16 protein-coding genes and 1 pseudogene are annotated in these 15,365 nt (G+C 67.7%); 11 read left to right on the top strand and 6 right to left on the bottom strand.

Annotated features, from left to right (window positions below; all coding sequences use genetic code 11):
- The first annotated feature begins 77 nt into the window (after positions 1-77).
- From ACWETB_RS01035 to ACWETB_RS01015, 5 genes and pseudogenes are all read left to right on the top strand, one after another.
- Positions 78-986 carry an alpha/beta hydrolase gene (locus ACWETB_RS01035; protein ID WP_452208702.1) on the top strand — a complete coding sequence of 303 codons (909 nt, stop codon included), beginning with the start codon at positions 78-80 and terminating at the stop codon, positions 984-986.
- Positions 986-1,486: pseudogene (locus ACWETB_RS01030) on the top strand (SDR family NAD(P)-dependent oxidoreductase); the annotation flags it as partial. The gene ACWETB_RS01035 and the pseudogene ACWETB_RS01030, both read left to right, overlap by 1 nt.
- Entirely contained in the window at positions 1,449-1,949 is a 501-nt protein-coding gene (locus tag ACWETB_RS01025; RefSeq protein ID WP_449744518.1) for a GMC oxidoreductase, read from the top strand. The pseudogene ACWETB_RS01030 and the gene ACWETB_RS01025, both read left to right, overlap by 38 nt.
- An 84-nt stretch (positions 1,950-2,033) precedes the next feature.
- Complete coding sequence (locus ACWETB_RS01020) at positions 2,034-2,330, top strand: YiaA/YiaB family inner membrane protein (RefSeq protein WP_452208699.1); 297 nt, start codon at positions 2,034-2,036, stop codon at positions 2,328-2,330.
- Positions 2,331-2,440: 110 nt separating this feature from the next.
- Positions 2,441-3,049 (top strand): HD domain-containing protein, encoded by a 609-nt coding sequence (locus tag ACWETB_RS01015; protein WP_348809861.1) that lies wholly within the window; start codon positions 2,441-2,443, stop codon positions 3,047-3,049.
- A gap of 28 nt (positions 3,050-3,077) precedes the next feature.
- Here the strand turns inward: ACWETB_RS01015 and ACWETB_RS01010 are convergent, their stop codons facing one another.
- Both ACWETB_RS01010 and ACWETB_RS01005 read right to left on the bottom strand, forming a co-directional pair.
- Positions 3,078-4,199: a CaiB/BaiF CoA transferase family protein gene (locus tag ACWETB_RS01010; protein WP_449744517.1), complete on the bottom strand. Its 1,122-nt coding sequence runs from the start codon at positions 4,197-4,199 to the stop codon at positions 3,078-3,080.
- The gene (locus tag ACWETB_RS01005; RefSeq protein ID WP_452208697.1) at positions 4,196-5,383 is read right to left on the bottom strand and encodes an acyl-CoA dehydrogenase family protein; all 1,188 of its coding nucleotides are present in this window, start codon (positions 5,381-5,383) and stop codon (positions 4,196-4,198) included. The genes ACWETB_RS01010 and ACWETB_RS01005 overlap by 4 nt, the downstream gene beginning before the upstream one ends.
- A gap of 134 nt (positions 5,384-5,517) precedes the next feature.
- Between ACWETB_RS01005 and ACWETB_RS01000 the strand changes: the two genes are divergently transcribed.
- The 6 genes from ACWETB_RS01000 (at position 5,518) to ACWETB_RS00975 (ending at position 10,663) form a co-directional block, all read left to right on the top strand.
- Positions 5,518-6,525 (top strand): LacI family DNA-binding transcriptional regulator, encoded by a 1,008-nt coding sequence (locus tag ACWETB_RS01000; protein ID WP_452208695.1) that lies wholly within the window; start codon positions 5,518-5,520, stop codon positions 6,523-6,525.
- 118 nt (positions 6,526-6,643) lie between these two features.
- Complete coding sequence (locus ACWETB_RS00995; protein ID WP_452208693.1) at positions 6,644-7,324, top strand: siderophore-interacting protein; 681 nt, start codon at positions 6,644-6,646, stop codon at positions 7,322-7,324.
- Positions 7,325-7,375: 51 nt separating this feature from the next.
- The gene (locus ACWETB_RS00990; RefSeq protein WP_348806045.1) at positions 7,376-8,344 is read left to right on the top strand and encodes a DUF389 domain-containing protein; all 969 of its coding nucleotides are present in this window, start codon (positions 7,376-7,378) and stop codon (positions 8,342-8,344) included.
- 104 nt (positions 8,345-8,448) lie between these two features.
- Positions 8,449-9,339 carry an SHOCT domain-containing protein gene (locus ACWETB_RS00985; protein ID WP_348809858.1) on the top strand — a complete coding sequence of 297 codons (891 nt, stop codon included), beginning with the start codon at positions 8,449-8,451 and terminating at the stop codon, positions 9,337-9,339.
- Between the two features lie 14 nt (positions 9,340-9,353).
- Positions 9,354-9,950, top strand: a complete 597-nt coding sequence (locus tag ACWETB_RS00980; protein WP_348806043.1) for a sulfite oxidase-like oxidoreductase — start codon at positions 9,354-9,356, stop codon at positions 9,948-9,950.
- Positions 9,947-10,663 carry an FAD-binding oxidoreductase gene (locus ACWETB_RS00975; RefSeq protein ID WP_348806042.1) on the top strand — a complete coding sequence of 239 codons (717 nt, stop codon included), beginning with the start codon at positions 9,947-9,949 and terminating at the stop codon, positions 10,661-10,663. Before ACWETB_RS00980 ends, ACWETB_RS00975 begins: the two co-directional genes overlap by 4 nt.
- A 96-nt stretch (positions 10,664-10,759) precedes the next feature.
- Here the strand turns inward: ACWETB_RS00975 and ACWETB_RS00970 are convergent, their stop codons facing one another.
- Genes ACWETB_RS00970 through ACWETB_RS00955 form a run of 4 tightly spaced genes read right to left on the bottom strand, consistent with a single transcriptional unit; the run spans position 10,760 to position 15,277 of the window.
- On the bottom strand, positions 10,760-11,854 hold the full coding sequence (locus ACWETB_RS00970) for an MSMEG_0565 family glycosyltransferase (RefSeq protein ID WP_348809857.1): 1,095 nt from the start codon (positions 11,852-11,854) through the stop codon (positions 10,760-10,762).
- 5 nt (positions 11,855-11,859) lie between these two features.
- A complete protein-coding gene (locus ACWETB_RS00965) occupies positions 11,860-12,705 on the bottom strand; it encodes a carbon-nitrogen hydrolase family protein (protein WP_452208689.1) in 846 nt (281 codons plus the stop codon).
- A gap of 54 nt (positions 12,706-12,759) precedes the next feature.
- Positions 12,760-14,220 carry an MSMEG_0567/sll0787 family protein gene (locus ACWETB_RS00960; protein ID WP_449744511.1) on the bottom strand — a complete coding sequence of 487 codons (1,461 nt, stop codon included), beginning with the start codon at positions 14,218-14,220 and terminating at the stop codon, positions 12,760-12,762.
- A 1-nt stretch (position 14,221) separates the two neighbouring features.
- Entirely contained in the window at positions 14,222-15,277 is a 1,056-nt protein-coding gene (locus tag ACWETB_RS00955; RefSeq protein WP_452208687.1) for an MSMEG_0568 family radical SAM protein, read from the bottom strand.
- Between the last annotated feature and the right edge of the window lie 88 nt (positions 15,278-15,365).

Below are 15,365 nucleotides of genomic sequence, written 5' to 3'. Positions count from 1 at the left end.
CGAATGTGGCATTGACAACTGGCACAATTAGTAGTGACATTGTGCTTGTGACCGTCGTCTCAGTGAGGTCTGCCGTCTTGGCACACACGATGTCCTGGACGCTGCGCCCGTTCGCCGATCTTCTCCCGCCCGGCGCACCACAGATCCGGGTGTCCCGCGCTCTCGTCGCCGCGGCGATGTTCGCCGGGTGTCCGCCCCCGCACGGAGTGCGCGTCGAGCGAGTTACACGTGGGTCCGTCGACGGTGACTGGATTCATCCACCCGGCTCGGAGCGCACGCGGCCGGTGATCCTGTACGTCCACGGAAGTGGCTATGCGATCTGCTCGGCCCGCACGCACCGCGGCATCGCGTCCCGGCTGGCGCGCTTGACCGGGATGTCGACCTTTGTCGTGGACTATCGCCTCGCCCCGGAGCATCGATTCCCGGCGGCCGCCGAGGACGTCGAGACTGCCTACCGAGGTCTCCTCGACGCCGGGGTCCGGCCGGAAGACATTGCGGTAGTGGGTGATTCCGCAGGGGGACACTTGATCCTCGACCTGCTGGCCGAGAACGCCCGACGTGACATACCCCAACCGGGGGCGGCGGTGCTGATGTCGCCGTTGGTGGACCTCACCCTGGGACTGGCACTGGGGCGCGAGCAGACCGGCAAGCGCGACCCCCTTATCTCCGCACGTGCGGCGCGGCGACTCGTCCGCCACTACACCGTCGGACAGCCGGACGACCTTCCCCGACTCCGTCTGGCACTCAACGCAAGTGGCACTCTGCCGCCGACCCTGATCCAGGCCGGCGGTGCCGAGATGCTTCTCGATGACGCGCGCGCTGCGGCTCGGATGCTGACGGACGCGGGCGCCGACTGTGAGCTCCAGGTGTGGCCCGGTCAGATGCACGTCTTCCAGGCGCTGCCGATGTTCATCCCCGAAGCCACTCCGGCGTTGAACTCGGTGGCCGACTTCCTCATCCGGACAACAGCGAAGGTGATGATCTGATGGGCGACACACGCAGCACCGGCGCCCGGGCCGTCATCACCGGAGCAGGTAGCGGCATCGGCCGGTCGTTCGCGCTCGAGATCGCGCGCCGGGGTGGGCGGGTGCTGTGTGCCGACATCGACATCGACCGCGCCAATGAGACCGCCGACCTCATCCGTGCCGCCGGACAGGGCGGTGGCGACGCGGTCTTCTGTGACGTCTCGCGGCGCGATGACATGGAGTCGCTCGCGGACCGCGCCCGCGACTATTTCGACGCGCCCACCAGTTTGATGATCAACAATGCCGGAGTCGGCATCGGCGGTCGGACCGTCGGCGAGATCGGTGCTGCCGACTGGCAGTGGGCGCTGGGAATCAACCTGTGGGGCATGGTGTACGGCTCCGAGATCTTCCTGCCGCAGTTACGAGAGTCCAGTCGCGCCGGACTCATCAACGTGGCGTCGGCGGCGGCATTCTCGGCGGCCGGTGGCATGGCCGCGTACAACGTCGGCAAGGCCGGGGTTCGCCCGCGCCGTCGTCAACAGCACCTTCTCGCTCGGCCCACTGGACTCAGCTGCGGCTGCACTGGACACCTCGGCCATCAAGGTCGGGATCACCTCCGTCGACCATTCCCGTGGCACCTTCCGCTATCACCGCGACACTCGGCGGGTGGTGCTCGACTGGCCTGCCGCGGGCAACGGCGACGTGGCGGCCAACTGCGTGCGGATCGGGCATCGGCTGGCCGACCATTCCGGGCTCCCGGTCAACGGTGTCGTCTACGAACCGGACCTGACGTGGGCCCACTGCCTTGGCGGCGCGACACTGGGCACCGCATGCGACGAGTACGGCCGCGTCAAGGGCTACCAGAACCTCTACGTCAACGACGGCGCGATGCTGCCGGGTTCGGCGGGTGCGTCCAATCCGTCGTTGACGATCACCGCGGTGGCCGAACGCAACATGGCCGAGATCATCACTCGGGGGGCGTGACGCCACCTGGTCCGCGCCATCTACCCACGCCATCTGGGTAGATTCACCCATTCCACAGACCCCCTGGATTGTCATCCTCATCGCATGACTTCTTCCGCTGATGTGTCCCGTACCGCCACCACCGCCGCCTTCTTCCTGCAGGCCGCCATCGCCTTCGGCGTCAGTCTCGCCACTGGCTGTGTCGGCATCTTCTACCTCCCGATCGACCCGTGGCAGCGGGGCTTCCTCGCCATCACGCTGCTGTTTCTGACCTCGAGCACATTCACCCTCGCCAAGGTGGTCCGCGACCGGCAGGAGCAGGAGTCCGTTCGCGTCCGGCTCGACGAGGCCCGCGTCGATCGCCTCATCGCCGAACACGACCCGTTCGGCAAGATCGCCTGACGCGAATCGTGGGTCGGTCCCCCCGGTGCGTGCGGCTACGCGTTACCCGGCAAGTGGACGCAATCAGGAGTACCGTCCGATTCGTCAATCAGTGGCGATCGGGGAAACGTGTGAATACGACTGCCGAGGAACCGCGGATCTCTCTCGTCGGTGCCGCGCAGACGTTGGCCGAGACACTTCTCGCCGATGACCCTCGGCGCCTCGATCATGTCGTCACGGCAGCGTCCCAGGCCGAGAAGCTGGCCATCACCGTCGACCCGGCCGACCGCGACATCCTCGTCGCGGCGGCCTGGCTCCACGACATCGGATATGTCCCGGCACTCCGCGACACCGGATTCCACCCGGTCGACGGGGCACGTTATCTGTGCGCGCACACGTGGCCGAAGCTGATCGCCGACTTGGTGGCCCATCACTCCGGCGCCCGATTCGTCGCCGACGAACGTGGACTGGGGTCCGTGCTCGCGGCTTTCGATTTCACCGAGGACGCGCTGTCGGATGCACTCACCATCGCCGATCAAACCGCCGGACCGTGCGGGCGGGTGATGCTCGTCGAGGACCGGATGATCGACATGCTCGCACGCCACGGGTCCGAGTCACCCAACGCGCGTGCGCACGATCGTCGGGCACCGTACTTCCGAGCTGCGCGGGATCGGGTCCGCCGACGACTCGTCGCAGCCGACCCGACGATTGTCCTGCCCGCCGCCGCAGCACGGATATGATCCGGGCGGTCGTGGTCTGCCACGTGCATCACCGCCCGGGGTCGTCCTCACCCAGCAGCGGTGGCGCCGACCGGTAGGTGGCCGGGGTGGCGCTGAGTCGAATCGGGTTGGCCACCTGAGTGATCGGCGTATCGCGTCGGTCGTCGTCGATGGTGATCACCGGTGCCAGGCCGAGCCGTTCGGCGAGCGCGATGGCGTCGTCGATGTCGTTCAGCGGGCCGCACGGCACCCGTTCGGCGGTCAGCGCGGTGAACCAGTTGTCGGCGGTGTCGGCGGCGAGGGCGTCGTTGAGGATGCGACCGAGTTCCTCACGGTGCGCCACGCGTGCCGTGTTGGTCGAAAACCGATCATCCACAGCGAGATCCGGCAGCCCGATGGCCTTGGCGAGGGAGGCGAACTGGCGGTCGTTGCCGACGGCGAGGACCAGCGGTCGGTCCGACGCCGAAAACACCTCGTACGGCGTAATACTCGGATGTCGGTTGCCCATCGCGTGCGGGACCACACCGGCGGCCACATAGGCCGAGGACTGATTGACCAACGCCGACAACAACGACGACAGCAGATTTACCTCGACGCGCTGACCCTCGCCGGTGGAGTCGCGATGACGAAGGGCGGCAAGGATTCCCACCGTCGCATGCAACCCGGTGATCACGTCCACCATGGCCACACCTACCTTGGTGGGGGTGTCGGGATCGGGGCCGGTGATGCTCATCAGTCCGCCGACGGCCTGGATCAGCAGATCGTAGCCGGGTAGTTGATTGTCGCCACCGAAGCCGGTGACCGAGCAATACACGATGTCCGGGTTGATCTTTCGCGCGTCGTCGTAGCCGAGGCCGAGGCGGTCCATCGTGCCGGGCAGGAAGTTCTCGACGACGACGTCGGCCCGCGCCACCAGATCACGAGCCCGGGCCAGCCCGGCGGGATCGGTGAGGTCGATGGACAGGGACTGCTTGTTGCGGTTGACCGACAGGAAGTACGACGACTGATCGCCCACCCACGGGGGACCCCAACTGCGGGTGTCGTCACCGGAGCCGGGTCGCTCGATCTTGATGACCTCGGCACCCAGGTCGGCCAGCAGCATGGTGGCGTACGGCCCGGCGAGCACGCGACCGAAGTCGGCGACGACGAGCCCGCCGAGAGCGCCACTCACCGGAATGCACCCTCACCGGTCAGGGCCTTGCCGATGGTCAACTGGTGGACCTCGGAGGTGCCCTCGTAGGTGAGCACCGACTCCAGGTTGTTGGCGTGCCGGATCACCGGGTACTCGAGAGTGATCCCGTTGGCGCCCAGAATGGTTCGGCATTCACGGGCGATCGCGATGGATTCCCGGACGTTGTTGAGCTTACCGGTGCTGACCTGCTCGGGGGTGATCTCGCCGCGGTCCTTGAGGCGGCCGAGATGGTAGGCCAGCAGGTGGCCCTTGCCGACCTCGAGTGCCATGTCGGCGAGCTTGGTCTGGGTGATCTGGTACGCCGCAAGGGGTTTGTCGAAGACCTCGCGGGATTGCGCGTATTCCACGGCCACCTCGAGGCAGTCGCGGGCGGCGCCGATGGCGCCGAAGATGATGCCGAAGCGGGCCTCGCCGAGGGCGGTCAGCGGTCCGGACAGTCCGCGTGCCTTGGGCAGCATCGCCGAGGCGGGCAGGCGGACGTCCTCGAGGATGAGTTCGGAGGTGACCGACGCGCGCAGCGACATCTTCTTGGTGATCTCCGGGGCGGAGAAGCCGGGGGTGGTGGTGGGGACGACGAAGCCGCGGATGCCGCGGGCGCCCTCTTCGAGGTCGGTGTTGGCCCAGACGACGGCGACGTCGGCGATCGAACCGTTGGTGATCCACATCTTGGTGCCGTTGAGGATCCAGTCGTCACCGTCACGCTTGGCGTTGGTGCGCATGCCGGCGGGGTTGGAGCCGAAGTCGGGCTCGGTCAGACCGAAGCAGCCGATCGCCTTGCCCGCCGCCATCTGCGGCAGCCACTCGGTTTTCTGCTCCTCGCTGCCCCAGTGGTGGATGGAGAACATCGCGAGTGATCCCTGCACCGACACCAGGCTGCGGATGCCGGAGTCGACGGCCTCGAGTTCCAGGCAGGCCAGCCCGTAGGCGGTTGCGCTGGTGCCGGGGCAGCCGTAGCCCTCGAGGTGCATGCCCAACGCGCCGAGTGAGCCGAGTTCGACGGCGAGGTCGCGGGCAGGCAGGGTGGCGTCCTCGAACCAGTCGGCGATGTGTGGCCGCAGGCGCTCGTCGCCGAACTTTCGGACGGTGTCGCGGATCGCGATCTCCTCGTCGTCGAGCAGGGAGTCGAGGGCGAACAACTGGCTCAGTGTTTGCGGCTTGGACATCTAAACCTCCAGGTGAGAACGATTGCACAATCGATTTCTGGTGGCTACTGTAGGCAGCACCACGGCGTGCCGTCAAGATCGACGGTGACAGGCGTTGGCCCGGGAGTCGGCGGATCAGGAAGGAAGGTGCGGCGATGTCGAGCACTCCGCGGGTGGCAACCCTCAAGGAGGTCGCCGAACGCGCCGGAGTTCATGTGTCGACCGCGTCGCGCGTGTTGCGGCAGAGTGAGCCGGCCGGTGGCTGGTCGGAATCGGCGCGACGGATTCGAGAGATCGCCGACGAACTCGGCTATCAGCCCAACCGCTGGGCGGCGAGTCTGCGGACACGCAAGACCACGACCATCGGCGCGGTGATGACACGGTTGACCGACGGCGTCGTCGCCACCACCTATCAGGGCATCGAGGAGGGCGCCACGCGCGCGGGCTACTCGGTGCTGTTGTCGTCTCCGCCCGACGATCTCGACGCCGAGCGCCGCGCCATCGAGATGCTCGCCGGACGTCAGGTCGACGGCCTGCTGCTGGGTGGCCTGCACATCCCCGGAAAACCGTTCATCGAGTCACTCCCGGTTCGGGATCTGCCGATGGTGACGGTCACCCGGCACGCTGATGCCGGGCTGCCGTTCGTCGGCGCCGACGACCGCAACGGCGGGATCCTCGCCGCGCGGCACCTGCTCGATCGCGGCTACACCGACCTCGCGGTGATCACCGGTCCGGCGCATGCGAGTACCGGGCGGGACCGGACGGCCGGGTTCCTCTCGGCTCTCGAGTCCGCGGGCGTCGTGTTGGCCCCCGAGCGGATCGTCGAGTCGAGCTTCGGCGTCGACGGGGGCGTCGCGGCCGGTCGCGCACTGCTCGACGCGCCGCGCCCACCGCGCGCGATCTTCGCGGTCTCCGACACGGTCGCGATCGGCGTGATGGGCGCGGCCCGCGATCTCGGCATCCGCATCCCCGACGACGTGGCACTCATCGGGTTCAACGACATCCCCACCGTCGCACAACTGCCGGTCCCGCTGAGCACGATCCGCTCGCCCGCCCACCGGATCGGTGAGACCGCGGTGCGTCGACTCCTCGACCTCATCGAGGGCCGGGAACCCGAAACCATCCGGCTGCCCGTCGAACTCGTGATGCGTGCCACCACCTGATCCCTGGACCCACTGACAGCGCTCGCCTCAACGTTGACAGCGCTCTTGCCATCACTGACAGCGCTCTTGCCATCACTGACAGCGCTCGCCTCAACGTTGACAGGGACCTCGCCGTTCAGTGGATCCGAGCTGGGAGCAACCCAACGTGGCCGTCCGGGTCAATCTGGGACCGCGGTTCGACGACGCGTCGCGCGTCTACACTGTCCGTGACGCCGACCGATCCCGGTCGCTGATCACCCTCGACGTGGTCCGGCATCGATCCAGCAGTCCGATGATGCGGTGGTCGGCGGCAGTGCGGGCGGGCGATCAGGTGACAATCGTCGGGCCACGACCTCACTTCGTGGTACCCGAGGGCCGCGCCGACGCGGTCCTGTTCGCCTATGACTCGGCGATCCCGGCGCTGTATGAGATCCTCCGCCAGTGGCCGTCGCATCGCCGAGCCGACGCATTCGTCCTCAGCCACAGCGACTTTGCGTTTGACGAACTGCCCCGTTCGGCACAGATCGCCGTGCACCGGGTGACCGTCGCCGATGGAGGGCTCGAAGCCGCGGCACGGACAATCGAGCATCCCGCCGAGGTCGTGGTGTGGGCCGCCGGCGAACGCGAGGATATGCGCACGATTCGCCGGTACTTCCGCAACTCGGTCGGACTCGGCAAAGACGACGTCGCGGTGTTCGGCTACTGGAAGAAGGGCGTGAGCAACACCGACATCGACCGCGTGCGCCTGGCCGCCTATCAGCAACTCCTGGCCCGCGGTGAGGGTCTCGCACAACTCGACGATCTCGCACTCGACATCTGAAACCCGGTGTTTCGCAGGCGTGACGACGCCGACCAGGCGCCACATTGAGGCATGCTCCATCTCGAGATCTCGGTGCCGACGGCACAGACCGCCGGTGTGCTCGACCTCGTCGTCGACGATGAGACGGTCAGTTCGGTGGCCGTCATGCGGGGTGCGTCGGTGAAGCCGCAGGGCGACGTCATCACCCTCGACGTCGCGCGCGAAGCCGCCGACGACCTGATCATGACCCTGCGGAGCATGGGCGTCGCCGATGACGGGTGCGTCCGCGCCGAAGAGGTGGAGACCTTCCTGTCCCGGCACGCCCTGGAGGCCGAACGCGCGGCGCCCGGCTTCGGCTCGGATGCCGTCGTGTGGGCGCAGGTCGGTCGCCGCGCCTACGCAGACTCCGAACTCAACTTCACCTACCTCGGGTTCATGGTGCTCGCCACCATGCTGGCGGCCATCGCCATCGTGCTGGATTCACAGATCCTGACGATCGGGGCGATGGTCCTCGGACCCGAGTTCGGGGTGATCTCGGCGCTCGGGGTGGCGTTGGTACTCCGGCGATGGAATCTGCTCGGCATGTCCGCACGCACCCTGGTGGTCGGTTTCGCGGTCGCGATGGCCGTGACATACGCCCTGTCCTGGGTGATGCGCGGGATCGGATGGGTCGACCTCGACGATCTGCAGCACCACCCGGAGACCGATTTCATCTACTCACCGGACCGGTGGTCGTTCGTCGTGGCGGTCCTCGCCGCGGTGGCCGGCATCCTCTCGATCACCTCGGCGCGCCTCGGCGGCCTGGCCGGGGTGTTCATTTCGGTCACCACGATTCCGGCCGCCGGGAACATCGCCCTGGCGGCGGCCTTCGCCGAATGGCATGAGGTACGAGGTTCGGCATTGCAATTGTTGGTGAACATCGTCGGAATGACCGTGGCCGGCTGGTTCACCCTGTGGACACAACGAATGCTCTGGGCGCCGGTGGCGCGCCGTCGTGCGGCACATGTCCGCGGTGCGGTGGTTCCGCCGCCGACCACCTGAGGAACGGACGTGCGCGTGCGAGCAGGGGCCGCCTGCGCGGGCTGAATTCCGTTGCGTGGTAGCCGTACACTTGTGTCGGATTTCCTCGACGAAAGAGTCACATCATGCAGGGTGCCCTCACCCCCGAGGCCGAGCAATCGGTCAACGAGATCGCCGGACGCTACGGCATCTCCCACGACGCCGTATTGGCGATGCTGTACGCCGTCAACAGCGGTGGCGGCACGATGGCGCAGTTCTCGATCCCCGAACTCGGCGGATCCGGACAGTGGATGCGCGGCGGTATGACCATGGTGGGCAACATGTTCGACAACGCCCTGAAGGCACGCGTCGATTCGCTCTGCAATGAGCTGTCGCAGCTCCTGGCGACCACGATCGTGTTCCCGCCGCCCCCGGCGCACCCCGCCGGCGGAAGCGCGAACTACGGCTTCGGTACGGCCAACAACTGGTGGCCCACCGAGCTCGGCGTGCCGAGTTCCACCGGTGGGCAGAACGACTCTCGGTATGCGGTGTTCCCCGGAACCCGGCGACTGGCCATCCAGCAGAACGGGGTCACGCGCGTTTTCGACACCGGCGACCACCAGATCGGCGGCGTGCAACAGCAGCAGGGCGGTTACCCCGGCACCGTGAGCTTCACCAGCCAGTTCGGCACCTTCGATGTGTCGAGCCTGACCGAACTCACCGATCGGCAGGTCGACGCCACGCCGGTGGCCGCACCGGCCCCAGACCCCGGATCGGTGTCCCAGCCCGGATTCGCGTCCCAACCCGGATTCGCGTCCCAACCCGGATTCGTGTCCCAGCCGGGATTCGTGTCCCAACCCGAACCCGCGCCGCAGTTCGATCAGGCACCGGTAACGCCGACGTCGCATCAGGCGCCGTCCTCGGGTTCCGACGACATCTTCGCGGCCATCGAGCAGCTGGCCGGTCTGCATCAGCGCGGCATCCTCAGCGACGAGGAGTTCGCCACCAAGAAGGCCGAGTTGCTGGGCCGGCTGTAGGCTGGATCGGTCACATGGCCATCGTCAACCGTGGATTCGTCGGGCGGCGCGATCGCACCGCCCGACGGCTCCCGCCCGGGCAGTATTCGACGGTCGACTTCCCGGTCCTGTCCGCCGAACCCACCCCGTCGCTACCGCTCGAGTCGTGGAAGCTGACGATCCAGTCGTCGGATCATCGTGCGCACAGTCTGGACTGGGCCGCGTTCTCGGCATTGCCCCACGCAGACATCACCACCGACATCCACTGCGTCACCCGATGGTCGAAGTTCGACACCCGATGGCGGGGCGTGTCTTTCGATACCCTGCTGGCGCTGTTGCCATGGCAGCCGGACGATTTCGTGATGGCGCACTGCTACGGCGGCTACACCACAAACGTCCCACTCGCCGACCTCGTCGACGGAAAGGGCTGGCTGGCCGACACCTTCGACGGTGAGCCACTGGCAGCCGAGCACGGCGGCCCGGTGCGGTTGCTGGTCCCGCACCTGTACTTCTGGAAGAGCGCCAAATGGGTTCGGCGCCTACGGTTCATGCCGCGTGACACCCCCGGCTTCTGGGAGGAGCGCGGCTACCACATCTACGGTGACCCGTGGAAAGAGGAGCGCTACTCGTGAGTGACGGCTGGCAGGTCACCACCGTGATCTCCACGATCCGGCAGAGTCCGTCATCGGTGTCGCTGCGACTGGCGCTGGGGGAGCCGTTCACCGCAATTGCCGGCCAGCACATCGACATTCGGCTCACCGCCGAGGACGGCTACACCACCGCACGGGCATACTCGCTGTCGGATACCCGGGAACGCGCCACCACCGAGGTCACCGTCGAACGTGCCGACGACGGCGAGGTGTCGCCATATCTGGTCGACGTCGTCGAGGCCGGTGATCCGCTGGAGATCAGCGGACCGCACGGCGGTTGGTTCACCTGGGAGCCGAGCAGTCCGCGGTCGGTGCAACTGATCGGCGGGGGTTCCGGCATCGTTCCGTTGATGTCGATGATCCGTGCCCGCGAGGCGTCGGCGCCACAGGTTCGGTTCAACCTCGTGTACTCCCTGCGGTCGCCGGACCGAACGCTCTTCACCGATGACCTGCGCCAGCTCGCCGACCATCATCGGCTGTCGCTCAATCTCTTTCACACCCGAGTCGCACCCGCAGGCGAGTCACGGCCACCAGGGCGACTCACGTCCACCGAGCTCGCCGACGCCACGATCGCTCCCGACCGACGACCCGACGTCTACATCTGCGGACCGAACGGCTTCGTCGAGAACTGTGCCCAATGGATGATCGAGGCCGGGCACGACCGCGCGCTGATCCGGACGGAACGGTTCGGGTAGGAATCCCGGTTGTGTCCCAGCATCACCGCAGCGGGCATCGACCAGATATCGAGGCTCGTTGAGCTGACGCCGGCGCGGGATCACCACCGAAATGCTTTACCCCCGCAACGGATGTCGTCGATAGAACTCCAGATGTGCCGCAGCCGCGCGCTCCCAGGTCAGCGACCGGGCCAGGGCTCGTCCACGCTCGCGGCGACCACCGTCCTCACCCGCGGCAGCCAATGCGGTGGCCAGCGACGAGATGTCGGTCGCATAGGACACGCTGTTGCCGAACACTTCTCGCAGTATCGGCAGATCACGCGCGACGACGGGCCGACCGGCCGCGAGAGCCTCCATCGCCGCCAGACCGAAGCCCTCCTTCGTCGACGGGAAGGCGAACACCTCGCAGGCGGCCACCAGGGACGGCAGGTCGGGATCGGCGACATTGCCGAGCACCACCGGATGCACACCCAAAGTCTCTTGGAGACTGTCGAACTCGGCACGATAGCCGCGATAGTCGAAGAGTGTCTCGCCACCGGCGAAGACGAGTCCGAGGTCGGGGTCGTCGCGTCGTAGCCGTGCCCACGCCGCCAATAGGTCGATGCTGCCCTTGCGGGGCTCGATGCCGCCGACGGCCAGCACATACCGACCGAGTCGAGATCGCCACTCTCCGCGGGCCGCGACAGCGGTCGATGTATCCGCCGAAGCCGCAGCAAAACGTTCGTAGGCAACACCATTGGGGATGACGTTCGGTGTCAGACCCCAACCGGCATGCACCTCGTCGGCCACCGCCTGCGACACGCAGATGCGTGCGTAGGGGGTGACGACGGCCTTCTCGTGGCATTCGACGAGGATGGGCGTGGTGAACTGGTCGAGGTGATGGATGGTGCGGATGCAACGTCCGACGGCGTTGGCACTGATGCAGTCCTGCGCGTGGACGATGTCGTACTCGTCGGGGCGGAAACCGTTGCGAAGAGTGTCGATGGAGCGCAGAATGCGGTCGGTGACCGTCTCGTCGGCGCGGTCGGGAAACGGCAGAAGTATTTGCTGCACAGCAGGATCGACGTCACGGAAGAATCCCTCGTCGCCACCACGGGCCAGGCTCCACACCGTCACCTCGGCGCCCTGCGCCGCCAACGCCTCGGCCAGGTTCAGTGTGTGCACGACACCGCCGCGAGGCTTCGTCGAATAGGTCAGCAGTGCGACCCGCATATGGTTCACCTCTCCCGCACCGGATCGGTGGCGTAGATGTCGGGACGCAGTTCGGTGAGATGGTTGAGAACCCTTCGGGCGCGGCCGATCTCGGCGTCGATGTCGACCTCCACCTTGGCCAGGCCGCCCTTGGATCGGGTGGTGGCCAGCACGTCGCCGCCCGGCCCGACCACCTTGGCCTGACCGAGGAACTGCAACGACCCGGTGATGCCGGTGAGGTTGGACGACACTATGAACACCTGATTCTCCGCGGCGCGGGCGCAGTCATACAGGTCGAACAGCCGGGACTGCCGGTCGGCGGGTAATCGGGTGGCGCGGTCGGTGACACTGGCCGGCCACGCCGACAGCGCCGCGATCACCCGGGCGCCGTGCAGGGCGAGGGTACGCGCCGATTCGGGGAAGGTCTTGTCGTAGTCGATGAGCATACCGATCCGTCCCACCGGGGTGTCGAAGGTGCGGAACGAATCGCCCGCCGCGTACGCCTCCGATTCGCCGGCCGGTTGGTGGACCTTGCGATGTGACCCGAGGATGCCGTCGCCGTTGACGCAGATCGCCGCGTTGTAGTGGACGTCGCCGGCGGCCTCGGTGTATCCGATGCACACCGTCATCGGGCCCGCCGCCGCGATGATCGCCGCCACCTCGGGCCCGGCCGGGTCGATGGCGGGCGGCAGATCCTCGGGGTCGGGATGTCGCAGGTCACCGATGTATCCGCCGAGCGCGGCGTCGGGAAACACCAGAAGGTCGACGCCGTCGCGGGCGGCGGCCTCGATGATCCCGACGGCCTTGTCCACTCCGCGCGTGAGGTCGCGGCCGAAGTGCCCGGCCAGCGCGCCCAGGGTGACCGTGCTCATGTCAGCGAACTCTACTGAGGAACGCGCCGCGGTTGGCGCGGGCGGGCACGGTGATCACGCCACCCCCAGTCCGGTGACCGTCGACGCGACGGCGGTGGTCACCTCACCGTCGGGCCAGCGCAGCCGAACCCCGGGTGCGGCGGTGAGACGACCACAGGATGCGGTCACCGCCGGACCACCCGCGTCGGCGGCCGGTTGGCGGTCGGCGATCAGCATGGCGAATCCGGGGAAACACGTGAGCCAGTCACCCATCGTCGCCGCGTCGGGTCGGGGAATCGCGGTGACGTCGAGCTCGGCTCCGGTCCCCGACGCCTCGGCCAGCATGCCGAGGGTGCCCGCGAGCCCGGCCATGCTGACGTCCTTGGCGGCGGCCGGACGTAGCCGCTGTACCAGTGCGGCCAGCTCGCCGAGTTCGGTGGCGCTGCGCGAACTGGTGCTGTCCCACTGTCTGCCGTGATACCCCGGTCGCCACGAGCCGCCGACATCGGCCGCCACGGACACGACGTCGCCGACGCGCCCGCCGCCTGCCGCGATCGGCTCGGTGGTGCGACCGAGCGCGGTCACCGACAGCGATGCGGGAACGCCGACCTGCGTGTGGCCACCCACCACCGGGGTGCGCCAGGCCTGCGCCGCCCCCGCGATACCTCCGACGATGCGGCGCAGGTGTGCGGTGGTGGGTGCGCCGACCGCATCGAGAAGGGCTGTCGGTGTGGCCCCCATCGCCGACAGGTCGTTGATGTTGACCAGAACCGAGCACCACCCCGCCCATTCCGGGTCGCGGTCCACCATGGCCGGAATGATCGCATCGCAGGCGGCGATCATGTCGGAACCGTCCAGGGGCACTCCGTCGTCACCGCGGAATCCGTCCGGACCGAGACCGCCGTCCTGGTGACGTAGCGGGGCCAGCACATCGGCGAGGAGGGATTTGGTGGAGTCCGCGGTCCGCTGAATCCGGTGCAGCGGCCACCGCATTCGACGGTGGGCACGTTCCCCGATGGTCTCCCCGGTCCCGGTGTCGTCCCACCCGAGGGAGGCGAACATCGTGGCGTACCTGGCCTGCACGGTGGCGTCGAAACGCAGGACGCCGGCCTGCTCGACGTGTGCGCAGGCGGCCCGCACCAGCGCCCGTCCGATCCCGCCGGCGTGCGCGGTGTGGGCGACCACCAATCGGCTGCCCGCCCACCAGCCGATGTCGGGCGAGTGCATCGGTGCCACACGCACTCCGCCGACGACGGTGTCACCGGCGACGGCCACGAGCACATCGGTGCGCGGGTCGTCGTCGACGTGATCGCGGTCGGAGCCGGCGAACAGTGCTTGGTGTACGACGAATTCCTGATGTCGCAGAGCGTGATACGCGGCCAGTGTGGTCGGGTCGTCGGCCACCCGGATCAGAAAGGCAGGCGCGGGTGCCGCGCGCCGGCCGGCGAGAATCGAGAGTTCCCGGGGTGCGGGACATGCGGCGGGGGCGGGTGTGGTGTGCGCGAGTGTGCCGGGCCGGGGCCGTCCGTCGAGCATGTCAGCCTCCCACGCTCGCCAGGATGCTGCAGGCGCCGCAGGCCGCACATCCGGCGCGTTGGTCGGTGCCGGCCATTCCGGTGAAGGCCAGGTGGGCGGCAACCTCCCGACTGATCTTCTCGACGATCGCCGGGTCGGGAGCCTGCGCCTTGTCCACGTCGACGGCGAGGGTCCCGGCGTGCGGACGGAACGGAACGATGAACGGATACACCCCCAAGTCGACGAGTTCCTTTGCACCGGAGATCATCTCGTCGGGGTCCTCGCCGAGTCCGACGAGGAGGTAGGTGGAGACCTGATTGCGCCCGAAGACACGTACCGCCTCGGCCCACGCCGCGCGGTACTCACTCAACGGGACCGACGATTTGCCGGGCATCCAGCGCCGGCGGACGGCGTCGTCGAGCGACTCGACGTGGATGCCGATGGCGTCTGCGCCGGCATCTCGCAGGTCGGTGATGGTTGAGAGGTCGGCGGGCGGTTCGCACTGCACCTGGATCGGCAGATCCGGTACGGCCCGCTTCACCGCCCGAACGCAGCGCGCCAGGTGTCTTGCGCCCCGGTCTTTTCCGGCGGAGGTGCCGGTGGTCATCACCATCTGGCTCACGCCGTCGAGTTCCACTGCTGCCCGTGCGACCTCGGCGAGTTGCTCGGGGCGTTTGACCGCCACCGTGGAACCGGATCGCAGGGATTCCTCGATGGAACAGAATCGGCAGCGCTGATCCTCGCCGTAGCGGATGCACGTCTGAACCACGGTGGTGGCCAGCACATTCCGGCCGTGGAGTCTGGCGATCTGTTCGTAGGCGATGCCGTCGTCGGTGCGCAGATCGTAGAACCTCGGGCGGCCGATCACTCCGATCTCGAAGCCGGTGTCGTCGCCGTCGCGCAGCACCCGGCTGCCGTCGAAGACGAAGGGACTGTCGGGGTTTCGGGGGATGGCCGCGTCCAGGCCATCGACGATGAGGTGGCCGTCGTCGCTGGGGCCGGCACCGCCGGTTCGATGGACCGGGGGTGTGCCCCGGATACCGAGGAGTGCGAGGTCGACCCGGGTGGATGCTGTCATGGTGTGCTCCGTTCGCTCGCGGGATGCGCTGGGGCGAGGTCGGTGCCGCGTCGTTGCGGATCGATCGGGTGTGGCTGGTGCGGGTGTG

This window comes from Gordonia sp. NPDC003950, from assembly GCF_053605205.1.
This window is presented reverse-complemented; position numbering and strand designations above follow the sequence as displayed.

Excerpts from the sequence above, each read along its gene's own strand:
- ACWETB_RS00960 (WP_449744511.1), bottom strand. The coding sequence starts at position 14,220 with ATGCTCGACGGACGGCCCCGGCCCGGCACACTCGCGCACACCACACCC.
- ACWETB_RS01005 (WP_452208697.1), bottom strand. The coding sequence starts at position 5,383 with ATGTCCAAGCCGCAAACACTGAGCCAGTTGTTCGCCCTCGACTCCCTG.
- ACWETB_RS00965 (WP_452208689.1), bottom strand. The coding sequence starts at position 12,705 with ATGAGCACGGTCACCCTGGGCGCGCTGGCCGGGCACTTCGGCCGCGAC.
- ACWETB_RS00985 (WP_348809858.1), top strand. The coding sequence starts at position 8,449 with ATGCAGGGTGCCCTCACCCCCGAGGCCGAGCAATCGGTCAACGAGATC.
- ACWETB_RS00980 (WP_348806043.1), top strand. The coding sequence starts at position 9,354 with ATGGCCATCGTCAACCGTGGATTCGTCGGGCGGCGCGATCGCACCGCC.
- ACWETB_RS01020 (WP_452208699.1), top strand. The coding sequence starts at position 2,034 with ATGACTTCTTCCGCTGATGTGTCCCGTACCGCCACCACCGCCGCCTTC.
- ACWETB_RS00970 (WP_348809857.1), bottom strand. The coding sequence starts at position 11,854 with ATGCGGGTCGCACTGCTGACCTATTCGACGAAGCCTCGCGGCGGTGTC.
- ACWETB_RS00955 (WP_452208687.1), bottom strand. The coding sequence starts at position 15,277 with ATGACAGCATCCACCCGGGTCGACCTCGCACTCCTCGGTATCCGGGGC.
- ACWETB_RS01000 (WP_452208695.1), top strand. The coding sequence starts at position 5,518 with ATGTCGAGCACTCCGCGGGTGGCAACCCTCAAGGAGGTCGCCGAACGC.
- ACWETB_RS00990 (WP_348806045.1), top strand. The coding sequence starts at position 7,376 with ATGCTCCATCTCGAGATCTCGGTGCCGACGGCACAGACCGCCGGTGTG.